This window comes from Pseudofrankia saprophytica, from assembly GCF_000235425.2.
In the GTDB taxonomy this organism is placed as follows: Bacteria; Actinomycetota; Actinomycetes; order Frankiales; family Frankiaceae; genus Pseudofrankia; species Pseudofrankia saprophytica.
In genome coordinates this window covers 5,456,763-5,474,649 of record NZ_KI912266.1, presented here as the reverse complement: position 1 = coordinate 5,474,649, position 17,887 = coordinate 5,456,763, and the positions used below count along the sequence as shown (strand labels likewise).

17 protein-coding genes are annotated in these 17,887 nt (G+C 70.8%); 11 read left to right on the top strand and 6 right to left on the bottom strand.

The genetic code is table 11. The features are described from left to right. Window positions 1-197 precede the first annotated feature (197 nt). Window positions 198-1,955 (bottom strand): alkaline phosphatase D family protein, encoded by a 1,758-nt coding sequence (locus tag FRCN3DRAFT_RS0223060; RefSeq protein WP_007511313.1) that lies wholly within the window; start codon window positions 1,953-1,955, stop codon window positions 198-200. Window positions 1,956-2,269: 314 nt separating this feature from the next. Between FRCN3DRAFT_RS0223060 and FRCN3DRAFT_RS0223055 the strand changes: the two genes are divergently transcribed. Both FRCN3DRAFT_RS0223055 and FRCN3DRAFT_RS0223050 read left to right on the top strand, forming a co-directional pair. After that, window positions 2,270-2,992 carry a hypothetical protein gene (locus FRCN3DRAFT_RS0223055; RefSeq protein ID WP_157845246.1) on the top strand — a complete coding sequence of 241 codons (723 nt, stop codon included), beginning with the start codon at window positions 2,270-2,272 and terminating at the stop codon, window positions 2,990-2,992. Between the two features lie 71 nt (window positions 2,993-3,063). After that, a complete protein-coding gene (locus FRCN3DRAFT_RS0223050; RefSeq protein ID WP_007511316.1) occupies window positions 3,064-3,453 on the top strand; it encodes a VOC family protein in 390 nt (129 codons plus the stop codon). 124 nt (window positions 3,454-3,577) lie between these two features. Here FRCN3DRAFT_RS0223050 and FRCN3DRAFT_RS45780 read toward each other — a convergent pair whose 3' ends face one another. After that, window positions 3,578-4,024, bottom strand: coding sequence for a MerR family transcriptional regulator (locus FRCN3DRAFT_RS45780; protein ID WP_007511318.1), 447 nt, complete (start codon window positions 4,022-4,024; stop codon window positions 3,578-3,580). Window positions 4,025-4,157: 133 nt separating this feature from the next. On the opposite strand from FRCN3DRAFT_RS45780, the gene FRCN3DRAFT_RS0223040 reads away from it, so the two are divergent. From FRCN3DRAFT_RS0223040 to FRCN3DRAFT_RS0223030, 3 genes are all read left to right on the top strand, one after another. After that, entirely contained in the window at window positions 4,158-5,459 is a 1,302-nt protein-coding gene (locus FRCN3DRAFT_RS0223040; RefSeq protein ID WP_007511320.1) for an MFS transporter, read from the top strand. A gap of 99 nt (window positions 5,460-5,558) precedes the next feature. Beyond that, on the top strand, window positions 5,559-6,452 hold the full coding sequence (locus FRCN3DRAFT_RS0223035) for an IS982 family transposase (protein ID WP_007507587.1): 894 nt from the start codon (window positions 5,559-5,561) through the stop codon (window positions 6,450-6,452). 251 nt (window positions 6,453-6,703) lie between these two features. Next, entirely contained in the window at window positions 6,704-7,177 is a 474-nt protein-coding gene (locus FRCN3DRAFT_RS0223030) for an HIT family protein (RefSeq protein WP_007511322.1), read from the top strand. A gap of 187 nt (window positions 7,178-7,364) precedes the next feature. Here FRCN3DRAFT_RS0223030 and FRCN3DRAFT_RS0223025 read toward each other — a convergent pair whose 3' ends face one another. Together FRCN3DRAFT_RS0223025 and FRCN3DRAFT_RS0223020 are read right to left on the bottom strand one after the other, a co-directional pair. Beyond that, complete coding sequence (locus FRCN3DRAFT_RS0223025) at window positions 7,365-8,744, bottom strand: serine hydrolase domain-containing protein (protein WP_007511325.1); 1,380 nt, start codon at window positions 8,742-8,744, stop codon at window positions 7,365-7,367. Between the two features lie 93 nt (window positions 8,745-8,837). Then, window positions 8,838-10,019, bottom strand: a complete 1,182-nt coding sequence (locus tag FRCN3DRAFT_RS0223020; protein WP_007511326.1) for a sulfotransferase family protein — start codon at window positions 10,017-10,019, stop codon at window positions 8,838-8,840. Window positions 10,020-10,537: 518 nt separating this feature from the next. Here FRCN3DRAFT_RS0223020 and FRCN3DRAFT_RS0223015 point away from each other — a divergent pair. Together FRCN3DRAFT_RS0223015 and FRCN3DRAFT_RS0223010 are read left to right on the top strand one after the other, a co-directional pair. Beyond that, window positions 10,538-11,239 (top strand): cysteine hydrolase family protein, encoded by a 702-nt coding sequence (locus FRCN3DRAFT_RS0223015; protein ID WP_007511329.1) that lies wholly within the window; start codon window positions 10,538-10,540, stop codon window positions 11,237-11,239. Between the two features lie 124 nt (window positions 11,240-11,363). Further along, window positions 11,364-13,019 carry a permease family protein gene (locus tag FRCN3DRAFT_RS0223010; protein WP_007511331.1) on the top strand — a complete coding sequence of 552 codons (1,656 nt, stop codon included), beginning with the start codon at window positions 11,364-11,366 and terminating at the stop codon, window positions 13,017-13,019. 123 nt (window positions 13,020-13,142) lie between these two features. Here the strand turns inward: FRCN3DRAFT_RS0223010 and FRCN3DRAFT_RS49750 are convergent, their stop codons facing one another. Beyond that, window positions 13,143-13,733, bottom strand: coding sequence for a carboxymuconolactone decarboxylase family protein (locus FRCN3DRAFT_RS49750; RefSeq protein ID WP_007511333.1), 591 nt, complete (start codon window positions 13,731-13,733; stop codon window positions 13,143-13,145). A gap of 126 nt (window positions 13,734-13,859) precedes the next feature. Here FRCN3DRAFT_RS49750 and FRCN3DRAFT_RS0223000 point away from each other — a divergent pair, with 126 nt between their 5' ends. The 4 genes from FRCN3DRAFT_RS0223000 to FRCN3DRAFT_RS0222985 all read left to right on the top strand — a co-directional run bounded on the left by FRCN3DRAFT_RS0223000 (window position 13,860) and on the right by FRCN3DRAFT_RS0222985 (window position 16,894). Next, window positions 13,860-14,690: a helix-turn-helix domain-containing protein gene (locus FRCN3DRAFT_RS0223000; protein WP_007511334.1), complete on the top strand. Its 831-nt coding sequence runs from the start codon at window positions 13,860-13,862 to the stop codon at window positions 14,688-14,690. 258 nt (window positions 14,691-14,948) lie between these two features. After that, the gene (locus FRCN3DRAFT_RS0222995) at window positions 14,949-15,167 is read left to right on the top strand and encodes a CbtB domain-containing protein (RefSeq protein WP_007511335.1); all 219 of its coding nucleotides are present in this window, start codon (window positions 14,949-14,951) and stop codon (window positions 15,165-15,167) included. 15 nt (window positions 15,168-15,182) lie between these two features. Next, entirely contained in the window at window positions 15,183-16,058 is an 876-nt protein-coding gene (locus FRCN3DRAFT_RS0222990; protein WP_007511336.1) for a CbtA family protein, read from the top strand. 152 nt (window positions 16,059-16,210) lie between these two features. Beyond that, the gene (locus tag FRCN3DRAFT_RS0222985) at window positions 16,211-16,894 is read left to right on the top strand and encodes an adenosylcobinamide amidohydrolase (RefSeq protein WP_035929163.1); all 684 of its coding nucleotides are present in this window, start codon (window positions 16,211-16,213) and stop codon (window positions 16,892-16,894) included. A 70-nt stretch (window positions 16,895-16,964) separates the two neighbouring features. On the opposite strand, the gene prpB is transcribed toward FRCN3DRAFT_RS0222985, so the two are convergent. Continuing rightward, a complete protein-coding gene (prpB, locus tag FRCN3DRAFT_RS0222980; protein ID WP_007511338.1) occupies window positions 16,965-17,879 on the bottom strand; it encodes a methylisocitrate lyase in 915 nt (304 codons plus the stop codon). Window positions 17,880-17,887 lie beyond the last annotated feature (8 nt).

Genomic DNA, 17,887 nt, shown 5'->3' with positions numbered 1-17,887 from the left:
TTGACTCCGACCGGTTCACCATCGCGCCTGCCCCTCGGCCCACGCCGACCGTTCCCGCCATCGCGCCCGCCTCCGCAGTTCAGCGTATGGCCTGTGGCGCGTCCCGGCGCAGGCGAAGCGCGCCGCCGGCGGTCTTCGATCTTGCCTTGCTGGCGGTCAGGCGGGTCGGGCGGGTCGGGCGGGTCAGGCCGGTTGGGTCAGGCCGGTTGGGCGCCGGGGTGGCCGTCCTCGACGACCCAGGTGGCGTCGGTGGTGACCGGGGAGTCACGGCGGGAGCTGTCGGCGACGATCCGCAAATCGGCGCGGCATTCCGCGGGTGTCAGCCGGATGCGGGTGTAGCCGCGTCGGTCGCCCCGGAAGTACCGCACGTGCGGGTTGAAGCGGGCGTTGTTGTCGCGGACGAAGTCGTCGCTGATGAGGAAGAACGCCGAGCTGATCGAGGTGCAGACGAACTCGGTGGCGACGGCCGGCGTCTCCGGCTGGTCGAAGTCGACCCGCAGGTCGTTGACCCACGCGCAGTGCAGGTCCCCGGACAGCACGACCGGGTTGCGGGCCTTGCTGTCCCGCACGCCGGTCAGCACGCGCCGCCGGTAGGGGCGGTAGCCGTCGTTCTGGTCCAGGTTCGTCAGCGTCTGCCCGTCCCCGCCCGGCAGCTGGCCGTCGAGCTGCGCCATCATCGTCTGCTGCGCGATGAGGTTCCACCGGGTACGGGAGGCGTCCAGCCCCGCGCGCAGCCACCGCTCCTGCCCGGCGCCGGCCATCGTGCCGCCGGCGTTGGCGCCGCCCAGCGCGGCGGCGCCGATGGCCGTCGAGGAGTCGCCCGGCACGGGTGTCCGGTATTGCCGGGTGTCCAGGACGTTGAGCGTCGCCAGGCTGCCGAACGTGAGCCGACGGTAGATCTGCAGGTCGGGGGAGCCCGGGTTCAGCTTGACGCGGATCGGCATGTGCTCGTAATAGGCCTGGTAGGCGGCCGCGCGCTGGCGGGCGAACGCCGTGGGGTCCTGGTGTCGTGGCCCGCTGTCGCCGAGCTCGTCGACGAGGCTGGCGTAGTTGTTCTCGACCTCGTGGTCGTCCCAGGTGACCACCCAGGGCGCGGCCAGGTGGGCGGCCTGCAGTGCCGGGTCCGACTTGTACTGGCCGTAGCGGTTGCGGTAGTCCGCCAGGGTCTGGAGCTGGTCGAGGCCGGGGGTCTGCGGGGTGGTGTGCCGCCGGTCCGCGAACTTGCTGTCCGGGTCGTACTCGTAGATGTAGTCGCCGACGTGCACGACGAGATCCGGCCGGTCGGCGGCGACCGCGTCGTACGCCGGCCAGTAGCCGTTCTGGAAGTCCTGGCAGGACACGAGCGCGAACGCCAGCGACCCGCCGGCCGCGTCCGGGCCGGCCCCCGGCGCGGCCGCCGTCCGGGTGCGGCCGACCGGGCTGAGCACGGTGCCGGCGCGGAACCGGTAGTAGTAGTCCCGCCCCGGTTCGAGGCCACGGACGTCGACGTGGACGGAGTGCGCCAACGCCGCCGACGCGGTCTGCGTACCGGCGCGCACCACCGAGCGGAAGCCCTCGTCGGTGGCGACCTGCCAGTCGACGGGGACGTCCCGGGCTGGCATCCCGCCACCTTCGGTGGGTTTCGGCGCGAGCCGGGTCCAGAGGATCACGCCGTCGGGCAGCGGATCGCCGCTCGCGACGCCGAGGCCGAAGACCCCGTCCGCCACCCCGGGAACGGGCGTGGGCGCGCGCAGGGTGGGAGCCGGGGTCGGCGTGGCGCCATCGGAGCCGCCGCAGGCGGCCAGGCCCGCCGCGGCCAGCGCGGCGCCCCCGAGGCCCAGTCCGCCGAGCAGGAGGGAACGCCGATGGGGGCGGGCGGTACCGGTGCCGGTGCTGGTGTCGGCTCCGGGCGCCGGTCCGCGGCTCGCGTCGGAACGATCCGGGCATGGGCGTTCAACGGCGCCATCGCGGGTCACAGATCCAGCAGACTAGACGAAACTTGGCGTGTGCGATCCTGCTCCCTAAAGCAGCGACGTTTAGTGGCTGACTACGATTTGGTTGGTGATCGGCTTTCGCCGGTCACCACGACGTAGTGCGTGGGGGACTCGTGCGGGAACGGAATGTCGCGGGCCCGGCCGGACGGTTCGGGCTCGGTGGTCGCGGCTCGGCGGCCGCTGTTTCGGTGCGGGTCGCGCTGCTGGCCGCGGTGGCCTGTTGCGCGCTGACCTGGGCCCCCACGAGCTCCGCGGGGGCCGCCGGGAATGGGGCCGCGCGCCCGGCGGACGATCGGGTGACCGTCGCCGCTGAATCGGTCGGCGCCGGTTCGGCGCCGCCGTCGATCGATCTTGTCGATCTGCCGTTGGGCGCGGTTCGGACCACGGCTGCCTCGCCGAGCGCCGCGCCGGCCGCCGCCGGAGGCGGCCCGACCACGGAGTCGGCCGCCGGAGAAGGCCCGGCCGCGGCGCCGGCCGCCGGAACTGGCCCGACCGCTGGCCCGACCACCGCGCCGACCGTGGCCGGAGGCGGCCCGACGGCGGCGCCGTCCGCCCAAGCTGGCCCGAGCACGCCGACGGCCGACGACGGGGACGGCCCCACCGCCACCCCGCTGCGGGGTGAATACGCCGCCTACGTCACGGCTGTCGACCCGGTGAAGGCCACCGTGACGTTCGACGTCGTCGAATGGTTCACCGGCACCGCCGCCCAGCAGGCCTGCACCGAGGACGGCGACCCGGGACCGTGGCCCGCGGAGCGGTGCAACGACTACTACCTACGCAACAGCAACGCGGTGCCGCGCACTCTGCCCGTCGCGCCAAAGGCCCAGCTGAAATACGTGGACGAGAACGGTCCCGCGGACGGGGTCAGCCTGGACGACCCGGCCGGAGGAGACGTCCCGACCACGCTGTCCGCGCTGGCCGCGAAACTGGGCCAGTTCGGGCCGGATGGGCGGCTCAAGTGCTTCATCAAGGTTGAGTCGGGCGCGTTGACCACGATCGCCGAGATCTACACCCCGTGAGACGCTCCACGGGACGGTGAAACGCGGGTGACCGTGGAGTGCCGGGGGCCGATGGGGAAGGATTGATCGCAATGCGGGTCACCGGATTCGACCACCTCGTTCTCAACGTGGGCGACGTCGAGCGTTCGCTTGCCTTCTACTGCGGTGTTCTTGGTCTGGAGCCCGTCCGCGTCGAGCAGTGGCGGGCGGGTGAGGCTCCGTTCCCATCCGTCCGGGTCAGCGGCGAGACCATCATCGACCTGGTCGCGATGCCACGCGGCTCGGCAAATGTGGATCATTTCTGCCTCGTCGTGGATCCGCTCGACTGGCAGGAGGTCATCGACGCGGGCATCGTCACGGTCGTGGACGGCCCGGACACCCGCTTCGGTGCGCGCGGTGAGGCGGTTTCGCTCTACATCCGCGATCCCGACGGCAACACCGTCGAGCTTCGCTGGTACCCGGCGGACGCCTCGGCGAGGTGACGCGCCCCTGCCACGCCGCACCGTGCGGCTGCCCCGATGGCTCACCGGGCTGCTCATGGGGCCGCGCTGGATGCTGCTGTCAGCGCACTCAACTGGGTCGCCGTCCTCGCGGACGGCCAGGACCTCAGCTCTCGCGGCAGTCCTGAGCGGGTCGATCGGGCTCGGGGGACCGCTCGGCCGTGCGCCGGCTTCCAGCGCACGGCGCGATGCCCGACTGCGCGGCCGCCAGATAGGCGAGGACGGCGTCGCGGTTGCGCGTCAGGCAGTCGATCCGCTGCTGGATGCGGGCGATCTCGTCGCGGAGGAGTTCGGCGGTCCGTGGGCTGAGGTTCTCCGGCAGCAGGTAGATGTGGTCGGGTCCGTCCAGGCACGGCAGGATGATGCGGATGATCTCGGTCGTCAGGCCGCAGTCGAGCAGGCCGCGGATCTGCCTGACACGTTCGACCGTCGACTCGGAGTAGGCGCGGTATCCGTTGCCGGCCCGCTCCGGGCTCAGCAGCCCCTGTTCCTCGTAGTAGCGGAGCATCCTGGCTGGGACGCCGGTGCGCCGCGAGACTTCGCCGATTCTCATGGTTGTCTCACTGCCTTGGGCCCGTCCTGCCTTGGGCCCGTCCTGCCTTGGGGCCAGACTTGACTCGACCGATGACTGGGTGATCAGCACCACATTTGCTATCACATTGATGTGAACGTTTGAGCATCGTTGCATGTCCATGTTCGAGGCATCTGAGGCCCTGCCGGCGAGTGGGACGTCGCCGGCCGGCGGCGGGCCTGAGGCCAGACAGACGCCACGGCCGGGGGAGCTGCCGGTCCGGCCGGGGGAGCTGGCGCCCCGGCCGGCCGGGCTTCCCTGGTCCGGGCTGCTCGCGCTCACGGCGACGGCCTTCACCGCCGTGGTGACCGAGCTGCTGCCGGCCGGGCTGCTGACCAGCGTGAGCGCGGACCTGCACGTGTCCCGATCCAGCGTCGGGTTCCTGGTCAGCGGCTATGCGGCCGCCTCGTGCCTGGCGGCCGTGCCGCTTGCCGCCCTCCTGCGGGGCTTTCGCCGCCGTCCGGTGCTGGTTGGCGCGCTCGCTGCGTTCGCGCTCTCCAACGCTGTCATCGCGCTGTCTGGCAGCTATCCGCTCACCTTCGTCGCTCGGCTGCTGGCCGGCGCGGCGGGCGGCGTGAGCTGGGGAATGCTCGCCGGCTACGCCGCCAGGATGGTTCCGGCCGAACGCCAGGGCCGGGCGATCGCCGTCGTCCTCGCCGGCATCACGGTCGCGACCGCGGTGGGCATTCCGGCTGGCGCGGCACTCGCCGCGATCCTCGGCTGGCGTGCCAGCTTCGCCGTGCTCGCCGCGCTGGCGCTGGTTCTCGTGGTCTGGGTGCTGCGGCGCGTTCCTGACTTCCCGGGGGAGCCGGCCACAGCGCGCCTCCCGTTGCGGCGGGTCCTCGTCACTCCTGGCCTGCGTCCCGTGTTCGCGGTGACCCTGTTCCTGCTGCTGGGCCACCAGGCGGTGTACACGTACATCGCGCCTCTGGCCGAGTGGTCGCGATTCGGCGACACCGGCCTGGCCCTGTTCGTCTTCGGCGGCGCGACCGTCCTCGGAGTGTGGGCCGCCGGCCTGCTGGTGGACCGGCACCCGAGCGCGATGCTGCTGGTCGCACTCGGTCTCATCGCGGCCGCGATGCTCGTGCTCGGAGTGTTCGGGCGCGCGCCGGCGGTCCTGCTCGTCTCCATCGCCGTCTGGGGCGCGGCGTACGGCGCGGCGCCGACGCTGCTGCAGGCGGCGGTGGTCAACGCCTGCGGCGCCGAGAAGGCCGACGTCGCCACCTCCGTGCAGGCCACCGTGTTCAACCTCGGTATCGCGGGCGGCTCGCTGACCGGCGGCATCGTGCTCGAGCGGTCCGGGGCGGGGACCCTGCCGTGGGTCGCGCTCGCGCTGGTCGCCGCGGCCATGACGGCCGCCGCACGTGCACGTCGAAGCGCGACCATCCGCCCAGCCCTGGCCGGCGGCACCGGCTGAGCCAGGCCAGCGCCGGCGAGGGCGGCCGACTAGACGAGTAAGTCCGAAGTCTGGGTGACCGGTGGTCGGGCATGGAGAGAGGGTTTCCAAGATCGAGTTGTGACGCAAGACCTGGAAACCCTCCTGACCGCACTCTATGTGAAGATCGACGACCGGATCGGAGGGAGACGACGGACCGGACGGCCACCCACGCTGAGCGACTCCGAACTCGTCTGCCTCGCGGTCGCCCAGGCCCTGCTCGGCCACCACTCCGAGGCCCGCTGGCTGCGCTACGCCCGCAGGCATCTGACCGGGATGTTCCCGTATCTGCCGGGCCAGTCCGGCTACAACCGGCGTCTGAAGACGGCGCTGCCGCTGGTCAAGGAGGCGATCAGGGCGGTCGCGGTCGACAGCGACTTCTGGTTCGACAACCACTGGATCACCGACGCCACCCCCGTCCCGTGCGGGATGTCCCGGCCGACCGTGAAGCGCTCCGAGATGGCCGGCTGGGCCGGCTACGGCTACTGCGCGTCGCACTCCCGGTTCTACTGGGGCCTCAAGCTCTACCTGGTCTGCACCCCGACCGGCATGCCCGTCCTGTGGGCACTGGCCAACCCGAAGATCGGCGAACGGGAGGTGCTCGCCGCGATGCTCGACCACGACGCCGCCCTGATCGCCGAACGAGACCGGATCCTGCTGATCGCGGACAAGGGGTTCGCCTCGAACGACCTCGAGGCGGCACTGTCCGAGCAGCGCATCGACCTGCTCCGTCCGCACCGCAAGGACGAGACGGCGCGCAACGGCGAGCCGATGCTCAAGAAGGTCCGCCAGCTCATCGAGTCGGTCAACGACACCCTCAAGGGCCAACTCGACCTGGAACAACACGGCGGGCGGACCTTCGAGGGCGTCGCGGTCCGCGTCGCCCAGCGCCTACTGGCGATGGCCGCGGCGATCTGGCACAACAACAAGACCGCCGCGCCCGTCACCCGCTCCCTGATCGCCTACGACCACTGACCAGAGATCGGAATTACTCGTCTAGTGCTGCCTCAGGCAATGTCTGCCCGGGGCAACGGCCGCGCGGAACGCCGCCCCGATCACTCCGCTCCCGCGCCGTGGCAGGCGCCAGGGGATCCCGGACGTCCTGTCAGACCTCACGGCCACGACCAGCAGCGTTTCGCGCCCCTGACGCCTGACAGGATTCCCCGTGACGTCGCACAGGCTGAGCGCGCGGCTGCGGTCCGGCCCGCCCCGTTAGCGTAGATCTTGTGGATGACGGGAAGCCGCCCGGAGCCGGCTGTTTTTCCTGCACGCAGAACGCGGCCGAGCCGGCGACGCTCCCACCCAGGGAGCGGATCCTTGTCGGTGACGGTTGGCGGGTGGCACACGCGTTCACGTCGGCCATACCCGGCTGGCTGGTGGTCGTCGCCCGTCGCCACGTCCTGTCGCTGGCGGACCTCACCGCCGCGGAGGCGGCGGAGCTCGGACTGGTGACCCGGCGGCTGAGCGTCGCGCTCACCGCGGCCCTCGACTGTCAGAAGATCTACGTCGCCTGCTTCTCCGAGGCGGTGGGCTTCGAGCATCTGCACGTCCACGTCATCCCGCGGGCCCCGGACCTTTCCCCGGACGAGCGCGGTCCGGCCGTGTTCGCCCAGCTGCGTGCACCCGAGCGACGCTGGGTCCCCGCCGCCGAGATGGACCGCCTCGCCACCCTGCTGGCCGGCCACCTCCCGGATTCCTGACGCCCAGAGGTCGGAAGCGGCGGCTCGACGATCTGGCGCCGCCTCGGCGAAGGCTGGCCCGGCAAGATCGTCGCACCGTGGGCCTGATCAGCGGTTCTGTATCCGGATCCGAACTGGGGCGGGCTCGAGGTTCGGATCGCGGTACAGAGCTGGCGATCTTCCACGCCGAGGTGCGCCTCGGCGCGGGTCAGTAGGTCTGCCAGCCTTGTGGGGCGAGGCCGCCGGGGAGGTCGGTGGTCGGGTCGTACGGCGTGCGGGTGAACACGAAGCTGCCGATGTCCAGGTGTCTGGCGGTGCCGTCGGGCGCCCGGACGACACGCAGCGTCTCGCCCGCGTAGTAGCCGTCGAGGCCGGTCCAGGTGCCGTTCGCCTCAGCCCGGAAGCGGGCACCGCGGCCGGTCGCGCCATACGGGACGAGTTCCAGCCCGCGGTCGGCGCGCAGGTGCAGCAGGTGCGGTGCCGGTCCCCAGTGCCACAGGCCGGTGAGCGCCAGCAGCTCTGGATCGGGGGTCGGCAGCGGGCGCCACGGGTCCGGGATGCGCGGTTCGTGCTCGGCCACGATCTGGATCAGGTCGGCGGCGATCAGCGGGACCGCCGGTCCGGAGGTGGCGTTCGCCAGGACGACGGCGGCGACGTCGTCTCGTTCGCTCACCCAGAGCGCCGCGAGGAATCCCGGCATCGAGCCGGTGTGGCCGTAGAGCACCTGGCCGTCCTGCCGTCGCAGTTCCAGGCCGAGCCCGTACGAGCCGGTCCAGTCGTCGGCCTCGTCCGGTTCCGACGCGGGCCGGCGCATCTCGGCGAGGGTGCCGGCGCCCAGGACACCGCCGGCCCCCCGGGCCAGGAACGCCGCCCAGCGGGAGAGGTCGGCGGCGGTCGACCAGAGCTGACCCGCGGGCGCCATCACCCCGGTGTCCTCCAACGGCTCGGGCAGCATCACGTCGGCCCACGGGTGCACCGCGAAGCCGCCGGCGTGCGGGGCCTGAGGTGACGGTGCGGTCCGGGTGAGGTCGAGAGGCGCCAGCACCTCCTGGCGCAGCGCCTCGCCCCACGGCTGTCCGCGCAGCCGGCTGACCAGCGCGCCGAGCAGTGCGAACCCGGGGTTCGAGTAGTGGAACCGGCGGCCCGCCGGGTGGCGTACCGCCGGCTGGCCGAGCACGTCACCAAGCTGTGGCCGCAGCGATCCCGGGGTGCGTTCCCACCAGGGGCCCGGGGTCTCGGACGCGAGGCCAGAGGTGTGGCCGAGCAGCTGGGCGATCGTCAGCGACCCGGCCGTGGTGCCGGGAAGGTGACGGTCCAGCGGGTCCGCCAGGTCCAGCACGCCCTCGTCACGCAAGCGCATGACCTGCACCGCGACGAAGGTCTTCGTGATCGAGCCGATCCGGTACTGGACGTCGGCGTCCGGGCTGTGCCCGTCGATCATGCTCCGGCCGTCGGTCCAGACGAGTCGGCCGCCGCGCACGACCGCGCCGACCAGCGAGGGCGTGCGCCCCTCCGCCTGCCCGACGGCCAGCCGGTGCAGCAGCGCGCGGCGTGTACTCGGCAACAGCTCCTCGGACGGCAAGGCCATCGCCCCTTCCTCTAGCCCGGTCTCGCGTGATCTGGCGTGATCTGGCGTGATCCTCTGGCCAATGATGCGGAGGGGTCCAGCTAACTCCGTCGGCTACACGTCCTCCTCGGCGACCTTGAAGTACTTGGTGTACCGGGCTGTGCGGGCCCGGACGTCAGCGAGGTCCAGGCCGGTGTCGGCGAAGGCGTAACGGTGCCCGCTCGTCTCCCGCTTGTTGCCCTGGATGAATGTGGCCATCCGGGCCTCGGTCTGGGGGCTCAGCTCGAAGCCGAAGCGGTCGTAGATCGCCCGCACGGTCGCCATCGGGTCGGCCATGAGGTCGGCGAACTGGATGTCGATGACCTGGTCGGCCGGCACGGTCCCGTCGAGCCGGGCGTCCAGGGAGCGTTCCACCCCGTCGACGAGCAGTTCGGCGAACAGCGCCGCGGTCTCCTCCCGGTCGACCTGGTCGGAGTGCAGGCTGCGCAGCGCGGCGGACAGGCTGGTGTTGGAGGCGACCAGCCTCGCCACGTCGCGGTGGGTCTGCACGAGCAGCGCGTTCGGGTACTGCGCCATCAGCTGCGGCAGCGTCCAGATGTGCGACGGCCATTTGATCAGCCAGCGCTGGCCGCGGTGCTCGCTCTGCAGCACCTCGAGAAAACGCCGGTGCCAGACGTACGCGCCGGCGATGTGGCCGTCCCTGACGGCGTCGTGCAGCCACCAGTGCATGTATCCGGGCACGTGGTACTGGTAGGGGAAGATCGTGCTGATGAACGCGGTACCCATGATCCGGCCGCATTCCTGCGCGAGCCGTCCGCCGATCTGGTGGATCGTGCGGAAGCCCGGGATGAGCGTGTCGGTGACGGCGTAGAGCTCTTCGGCCTCGGTGATGCGGGGGTCGGTCTCGTAGGTCTCGGTCCGCGGCGGCGGCACCGGCTGCTCGACCTCCCAGGTCATCGGCACCCGATGCGCGCTGTCCTGGGCGAGGGCGTCATGCAGCAGCGTGGTGCCGGTGCGGGCCTGTCCCACGATGATCACCGGCGGGGTGATGTCGCGGTCCCGGATCTGTGGGTTGGCGCGGTGGTAGTCCACGATCCGCAGCCGGCGGCTGAGGTAGGCGCCCATCTCGATCCCCAGGGCCAGGTGCCCCAGCTCGTTGAACCGTGCTCCGGGAAGATCGTCGATCAGCCGGGCAAGGCCGTCCCGCCACCCGTCCCCGCCGAAGATCTCGTCGTCGCCGAAGTCGGACAGCCCGGTGCTGTCTACAGCCGCTGTGAGCAGCTCGTTTGCGTGCACGCCTCAACCTCTCCCCAGGGGGCCCTCAACGTAGCAAGGGGCGTCATAGGGGTTGAAAGCGGCAAAGCGGCCCAGGCGAGTAACCGTACCGGATCTTGGTCGGCCGGCCCGCAACGATCGCGCCGTTCACTGGCGAACGAGTCGACGGTCTGGCTGATGGTGATGAACCGACTACTTGGTGTCGCTAGCGTCGCCAGCAAGGAGATCTGTATACGACGCCGGATACGCGATTGTATACGTCATTTACCGCTGCGTTACACAGCGACACGCGCCCCGAAACCGAACGGCCCGACAGTCGTCGAAGGCAGCTAGCGCCCGCGGTATCAAGACCAAAATCCCGACCGAATCGCACGTGCAGGCCTCCGGATCCGGGCATCCCGGCCGGCTCGCCCCCCAGCCCTGGGGCCGCTCCCGTCCTGCGCGGTGATCCGCGAGGTGCTCCGACGACCACACCAACCGGTTTGGTTTTCCCGGTCACCGCATACCGTCCCCGTCTCCGCCGACGACAGGACTCTGGCATGACGAGCGCACCACTCACCGTTTCGGCCCGTCCATACGACTTCACCTTTGATCCAGCCACGACGGCCCTCGTCGTCATCGACATGCAGCGTGACTTCATGGAGCCGGGCGGCTTCGGTGAAAGCCTCGGCAACGACGTGTCCCAGCTGCGGAGCACCATCGAGCCACTGACGGCGGTCTTCGCCGCCGCCCGTGCCGCCGGCCTGACCGTCATACACACCCGGGAAGGCCACAAGCCGGATCTCTCGGACCTGCCCCCGGCCAAGCTGAACCGGGGGAACGCGGCCCTGAAAATCGGCGACGTCGGCCCGAAGGGGCGAATTCTCATTCGCGGCGAGTACGGCCAGGACATCATCGACGAACTCGCGCCGATCGAGGGTGAGATCGTCATCGACAAGCCCGGCAAGGGTGCCTTCTACGCCACGTCGTTCGGCGAGATCCTGGCCGAGAAGGGCATAAAGAGCCTCGTCGTCACCGGGGTCACGACCGAGGTGTGCGTGCACACGACGGTCCGGGAGGCCAACGACCGCGGGTACGAGTGCCTGGTCCTGTCCGACTGCGTCGGCAGCTACTTCCCGGAGTTCCAGCGGGTCGCCCTCGAGATGATCGCCGCGCAGGGCGGAATCTTCGGCTGGGTCGCGCCGTCGGCCGCGTTCATCGACGCGCTCGCGCCCCTCTCGGCGGCGTCCGCGGCCCAGTGACCACCGGCCGGTAGTTCAGGAATCCGGCCGCCGCGCGCCGGGCGGATTATGACCGGCCGCGTCCGCGGCCAGCACCCGGGCAGCCGCGCCGCGGCTGTGCCCACCCGTCATTGAGGAGTCTGCCATGGTGAAGTTTCCAGGGACGGGCGGCACAGCCACCGCCGGTCCGCCGCTGTGGGTCCGGGGGGACCTCAACGCCTTCTTCGGTCTCGGTATCAACGTCCTGGTCAACGTCCTGGTACTGACGGGGCTGTGCATCGGCGTAATCGCGATTCCCAAGGGTGATGTGCTCGGCACGATTCTGCCCGCACTCGGGATCGCACTGATCCTCGGAAATCTGTACTACACCTATCTGGCCCGCCGGCTCGCGATCAAAGAAAACCGGTCGGACGTCACGGCGATGCCGTACGGGCCCAGCGTGCCGCACATGTTCATCGTCACGTTCGTCATCATGCTGCCGATCTACCTGAAGACGAAGGACCCGTTCAAGGCCTGGGAAGCCGGCATGGCGTGGGCCTTCATCATCGGCGTGATCGTCATGCTCGGCGCGTTCGTCGGCCCGACGATCCGCCGCTACGCGCCTCGGGCGGCAATGCTCGGCACCCTGGCCGGTATCTCGGTCGCGTTCATCTCGATGCGGCCGGTCGGGCAGATGTGGGAGGCGGCCTGGATCGCGCTGCCCGTCTTCGCCCTGCTCATCGTCGGGCTGCTCACCGACATCAAGCTGCCCTGGAACCTGCCGATCGGGGCTGTCGCGCTGCTGGTGGGCACGGCGATCGGCTGGATCGGCGGCTTCATGGACACCCCGGACGTGACCTCGGCGGCCAAGGACATCGCGCTGGCCGTGCCCGACTTCCGGTTCGACATGCTGTTCTCCGGGTTGAAGGACCTCTCGCCGCTGCTGGCGACCGCCATTCCCCTGGGCGTCTACAACTTCACCGAGGCGATGACCAACGTGGAGAGCGCCGCCTCGGCCGGTGACAACTACAACCTGCGCGCGGTCCTGCTGGCCGACGGCTTCGGCGCCGTGATCGGCTCCTGCCTGGGCTCGCCGTTCCCGCCCGCCGTCTACATCGGCCACCCCGGCTGGAAGGGCGCCGGCGGCCGCACCGGCTATTCGCTGGCCACCGGCGTGATGATCGCGGTCCTGTGCTTCTTCAGCCTGTTCAGTCTCCTCGGCTCGATTCTCCCGTTGCCGGCGATCGTGCCGATCCTGCTCTACATCGGCCTGCTCATCGGCGCCCAGGCCTTCCAGGTCTCGCCCCGGGCACACGCGCCGGCGGTGGTCGCGGCCCTCTTGCCCAACATCGCCTCGTGGGCGGTCGGCCTGATGGACAACGTGCTGTCGGCCGCCGGCACCAGCGCGACCCAGGTGGGCTACGACAAGATCAACCAGGCGGGAGTCATCTACAAGGGATTGATGATCTTCGGTGAGGGGGCGATCCTGGCCGGCCTCGTGCTGGGCTCGATCGTCGCCTTCATCATCGACAAACGATTCATTTCGGCGGCGATCTTCTCGGCCATCGGCGCGGTGCTCTCGTTCATCGGCCTGATTCATGGCGAGAAGGTCGAGTGGGACGCCAACGGCCAGGTCGCGCTGGGCTACCTGCTCCTGGCCGCCATCTGCGTCGTCTTCGCCCTGACCAAGCCGGCGCCACGGGAACCGGACGCCGACGAGATCGAGCTGGAGCGCGTCCACGGCGTGCCCCAGCAGCCCAGCAAGAAGGACAAGGACAGCGGGACCGCGCCGGCACCGGAGGCGTCGGCCGCCGCGGGCTGACCCCTGTACCCCCAATCCCGCTGGCGGGGCGCGCGACTGACCCGGCGCGCCCCGCCAGCGGCGCCGCCCGCGCCGCGGACGTGGTCCTCCACCTCCTGGCACGGCGGCCGTCGTCATGTGCGATCAGATTTCGACCATGCCGGAGCCACTTGCGGAGCTGGCGTGCTGGTCGCCCGACTCCCATCGGCGAAGGAAACCGTCCAGCTCGACCCGGTCGGCGAGGTTGTCGACGAGGCCGACGAGGCCCGCGAAGGCGGTTTCGAGGACGACGTCGAGGATCAGGCCGTCGTCGAGGCCGGCCGCGGCTGCCCGGTCCAGGACCGCGTCATCGACCCTGCCGCGGCCGACAGCGAGGGAACGGGCGAGCGCGTACACCGCGGCGTCGCGCGGCTCGGCCGGCTCGCGGCCGTCGCGCATCGCGGCGATGTCCGCGACGTCGATGTCGAGCCGGTCCAGCATCGTCGAGTGGAAGGCGACGCCGTACGCGTTGTCGACGGCGACGCCCACGGCGAGGCCGGCCACCTCGCGTTCCCGCAGCGGAAGCCGGGCCGTCCCGAGGGCGCGGCGCATCCCGTCGAACCCGGCGAGCAGAGCCGGAGAGCTGGCCATCGTGCCGGCCAGGTGGGGGACGATGCCGAGGTCGTCGGCGATGCCTCGTAGCAGCGGCGCGGCGTCGACGGGAGCGGATTCGGTGGTGTGGACGGTGAGCTTCATCGTCGTCGCCTTTCCTCGATGCCGCCGACGGCCGGCGGCTGCCAGCAGACTCCCGAACCGCAGGTGGCGGCGCGATTCCCTGGCAGGGAAGGGATTCGATGTCGGCGACCGGCTAGCGTCCGTGGCATGGTGCCGCCGGATGCCGCCTCGTTGCCCGGTTCGGCGCTCGGCGATCAGCTGCGCCACTGGCGGGGCCTCCGCCGGTTCAGCCAGCTGGATCTGGCGTCCGCCGCCGGGAGCACGCCCCGCTACGTGAGCTTCGTCGAGAGCGGCCGGGCCCGGCCAAGCCGCCAGATGATCGAGCGGTTGGCTCGTACGCTCGACATCCCGCTGCGCGACCGCAATCTTCTGCTGCTGGCCGGTGGCTACGCGCCGTCGTACGCCCATGAGCCGCTGGACAGCCCGCGGCTGCGCCAGGTCGGCGCGGCACTGGCGGCGATGCTCGACCAGCACGATCCGCTGCCTGCTGTGATCATGAACCGGAGCTGGGACGTGCTGCGGGCCAACCAGGGTGCCCAGCTGTTGTTCGGGCGGTTGTGCGCGCCTGAACCGGTGCCGGAGCCGGCCAACGTGCTTCGACTGGTCATCGAACCTGGCCCGGTCCGGCGGGCGATCCGAAACTGGAACAGCGTCGTCCCGCACCTGTTGGAACGGGCGCGTCGCGAGGCCGTGGGCGGAGTGCTGGATGACCGAACCGCCGAACTGGTGCGCGGGCTGCGGGCCAGGCCCGGCGTCGCCTCGCTGCTCGCCGCCCCGGAGTCGGGCCTGGAAGCGGCGCCCGTGGTCGACGTGCAGTTCGAGGTGGACGGCACACCGCTCAACCTGTTCTCCGTGGTGTCCACGATCGGCACGCCGATCGACATCACCGCGCAGGAGCTCCGGCTGGAGTCGTTCTTCCCCAGCGATGATGCGACCCGCGAGAACTGGTCGCGCCTGCGTGCCGCCAGCTGGGTCTGATCGGAGGGGTGCCCGCCATGCTCCCACGCGCGGCCGCGGCCGGTATCGGTGGTGTGATCTGGTTGATGGGCCATTGACAGGCTCTGGTGCTCCCCGCACACTTCGAACGCGATCTGTAGGTGGAAGCCGGTGCGAGTCCGGCACGGTCGCGCCACTGTGATCAAGCCTTCCCGCCCGTCCGGCGGTCGCTTGAGAGTCAGACCCACCTGCGGGTCCGGTCCGAATGTTCAGGGACGCGTGATCCCGAAGGGGGCTACCGTGAGTACCAACGCGCCTGTGGTCGAGGCACACGACCGAGCTATCTCCTCGCCCGTCACCTCACGAGCACTATGGCTCGGGGGCGTCCTCATTCTTTCGCTCCTGCTGTACTACTTCATCGGTATCGACCAGGGCGCGACGTCGCTGTTCGGTCAGGACAGCCACATCCATGAGTTCGTGCACGACGCGCGGCACTTCCTCGGCTTCCCCTGCCACTGAGCAGCCGGAGTCGTCATGGAATCGCGTTTCATTTTCCGCGCCCTCGGCGCCGGCGCTCTCGGCGGCCTGCTGGCGTTCGTCTTCGCCCGGATATTCGCCGAGCCGTTTATCCAGAGCGCGATCGACTACGAAGCGGGTCGTGACGCGGCCCAGGCGGAGCTTTACAAGGCCGCCGGCCTGACAGTCGGTGGGGAAGAGGCGGAGATCTTCAGCCGAGGGCTCCAGCGCAACCTCGGAATCGCCACCGGGATGGTGCTGTTCGGCCTGGCGATGGCTGGCCTGTTCGTCGTGGCCTACCTCGTCGTCTCCCGCCGCTTCCCCGACATCCGGCCGCGGGTGCTCGCGGCGCTCCTCGCCGCCGCCTGCTTCGTCGGCTTCTACGCCGTGCCGTTCGTGAAGTACCCCGCGAACCCGCCCGCGGTCGGCCACGGTGAGACGATCGGCGACCGCAGCGCGGTCTACCTGGCCATGGTCGGCATCTCCGCCGTCGCGCTCATCCTCGCCGTCGTAGCCGGATACCGCCTCGCCGGACGCTTCGGCGCGTGGTACGGCAGCCTGCTCGCGGCGCTCGGCTTCGTGGTCGTCGTCTCCGTCGCGATGGCGCTGCTGCCCGCCCTGGGCCACTTCCCGCTCAACGAGTCCCAGTACGGCAGGCACGCCACCGAAACCCCCCAGCCGCTGCTGGACCCGGACGGGAAGATCGTGTACCCGGGCTTTCCGGCCGACGTCCTGTTCAAGTTCCGGCTGTACTCGCTCATCGCCCAGATGATCATGTGGGCGACGATCGGTCTCGCCTTCGGCGCTCTCGCCGAGCGCGTCACCGCCAAGGCGAAGGCTCCCGCGCCGGCCACCCGTCCGGCAGGCGTCGTCACGGCGTCGCCGGCATCCTGACGGACCACGTACCCATCTCGACCGAAAACCCGGCGGGTCGCCCTCGGCGGCCCGCCGGGCCCGCGTCCGAGGTCACCTTCGGTGCGGCGGCTGGCGTCGCCGAAGTGGCGATGGCGGGCGACGCCGGGTCGCCGGCTGTCCCGTCGTTGACGGTGAAGCTCGACCGGCTCGAGCACCGGGACGACGGCACCGGACAGCCGCGTGCGGCGCTGGTCTGGCGGTTCGCCGCGCCGGTGCGGATGATCTCCAGCGCGGTGCTCGGCGGCGGGCTCGCGCGTGGTGAGTGGGTCATCAATGCCGGAGTGGCGCAGGACTATCGTCGGGACGATCCCGCTGGCCACCTCAGCGAGATCGCCGCCGAACTCGGTCTGCCGGAGGGTGGCGGTGCCGGGCTGATGACCGCGGCGGACGTCCGGCAGATGTGCGGCGCCAGTGATGGTGGTGTTCGATGCGACGCCACGGTCGGGCTGTCGTACCCGACGTGGGCCGCCGCGTCGGGTGACCTGCCGACGCGGGCGGCCAGGTGGCATCCCGGAACGGTCAACCTGGTCTGCCTGCTGCCCGTGCGGCTGAGCGACGCCGCCCTGGTCAACGCGGTCGTCACGGCCACCGAGGCCAAGAGCCAGGCTCTGCTGGAGGCCGGCGTGCCCGGCACCGGTACCGCGTCGGACGCCATCGTGGTGTGCTGCCCGGACGGACCCGCCGACCGAGGGTCGCAGGCCGAGTACTGCGGCCCGCGCTCGCAGTGGGGAGCACGGCTGGCCCGTGCCGTCCACGCGGCTGTCGCCGAGGGCACCGCGCGCTACGCGGTCCGATGGTCCGAACCCCCGATCTGAGCACGGTCGGTGCACGCGGAGACCAGCGCACGCGGAAACCAGCGCGCTTGGAGATCAGCGCACCCGGAGATCAGCCGGGGAGGCGGAAGTTGAAGATCTCGTCGTCGAAGACGTTGTAGTCGGCGTAGTCGAGCAGTTCGTAGAGCCTGGCCCTGGTCTGCATGCGGTCGACGACGCCGGCCTGGGTGCCTTCGTCCTTGAGACGGCGCAGGCCGTCCTCGACGGCGCCCATGGCGAGGCGTAGCAGGGTGACCGGGTAGATGACGAGGTTCACGCCGACCGACTCGAGCTGTGTCGCGGTGAACAGCTCGCTCTTGCCGAACTCGGTCATGTTCGCGAGGAGCGGCACGTCCACGGCCTCGCGGATGGCCGCGAACTCGCCCAGGTTGGCCATCGCCTCCGGGAAGATCATGTCCGCGCCGGCTTCGACGTAGGCCCTGGCCCGGTCGGCCGCCGCGCCGAGGCCCTCGACCGCGCGGGCGTCGGTCCGAGCGCAGATGACGAAGTTCGGGTCGCGGCGGGCCGCGACGGCCGCGCGGATCCGCCGGGCCATCTCGGCGGTCTCGACCACCGACTTGCCGTCGAGATGGCCGCACCGCTTCGGGTTGACCTGGTCCTCCAGATGGCAGCCGGCGAGGCCCGCGTCCTCGAGGACCTGGACGGTGCGGGCGACGTTCATCGGCTCGCCGAAGCCGGTGTCCGCGTCGACGATCGCCGGCAGGTCGGTCACCCGGGCGATCGCGCCGGACCGCCCGGCGACCTCGGTGAGGGTGGTCAGCCCGATGTCGGGCAGGCCCAGGTCGGCGGAGAGCACCGCGCCGGAGACGTACACCCCGTCGAACCCGAGCCGTTGGATGAGCAGGGCGGACAGCGGGTTGAACGCGCCGGGGAAACGCAGCAGCCCCCGGCCTCCGCTCTGGGAGGCGACCAGCGCCTCGCGCAGCGCTACCCGCCGGCTCGCCGCCGAGGTCTGGGCGTGCAGCATCGCGATTC

What these genes read in the sequence shown, in the direction of transcription:
- FRCN3DRAFT_RS49750 (WP_007511333.1), bottom strand. Translation starts at nt 13,733, where the DNA reads ATGAAGCTCACCGTCCACACCACCGAATCCGCTCCCGTCGACGCCGCG.
- FRCN3DRAFT_RS0223025 (WP_007511325.1), bottom strand. Translation starts at nt 8,744, where the DNA reads ATGGCCTTGCCGTCCGAGGAGCTGTTGCCGAGTACACGCCGCGCGCTG.
- FRCN3DRAFT_RS0223015 (WP_007511329.1), top strand. Translation starts at nt 10,538, where the DNA reads ATGACGAGCGCACCACTCACCGTTTCGGCCCGTCCATACGACTTCACC.
- FRCN3DRAFT_RS0223050 (WP_007511316.1), top strand. Translation starts at nt 3,064, where the DNA reads ATGCGGGTCACCGGATTCGACCACCTCGTTCTCAACGTGGGCGACGTC.
- prpB (WP_007511338.1), bottom strand. Translation starts at nt 17,879, where the DNA reads ATGCTGCACGCCCAGACCTCGGCGGCGAGCCGGCGGGTAGCGCTGCGC.
- FRCN3DRAFT_RS0223010 (WP_007511331.1), top strand. Translation starts at nt 11,364, where the DNA reads ATGGTGAAGTTTCCAGGGACGGGCGGCACAGCCACCGCCGGTCCGCCG.
- FRCN3DRAFT_RS0223000 (WP_007511334.1), top strand. Translation starts at nt 13,860, where the DNA reads ATGGTGCCGCCGGATGCCGCCTCGTTGCCCGGTTCGGCGCTCGGCGAT.
- FRCN3DRAFT_RS0223040 (WP_007511320.1), top strand. Translation starts at nt 4,158, where the DNA reads ATGTCCATGTTCGAGGCATCTGAGGCCCTGCCGGCGAGTGGGACGTCG.
- FRCN3DRAFT_RS0222990 (WP_007511336.1), top strand. Translation starts at nt 15,183, where the DNA reads ATGGAATCGCGTTTCATTTTCCGCGCCCTCGGCGCCGGCGCTCTCGGC.
- FRCN3DRAFT_RS45780 (WP_007511318.1), bottom strand. Translation starts at nt 4,024, where the DNA reads ATGAGAATCGGCGAAGTCTCGCGGCGCACCGGCGTCCCAGCCAGGATG.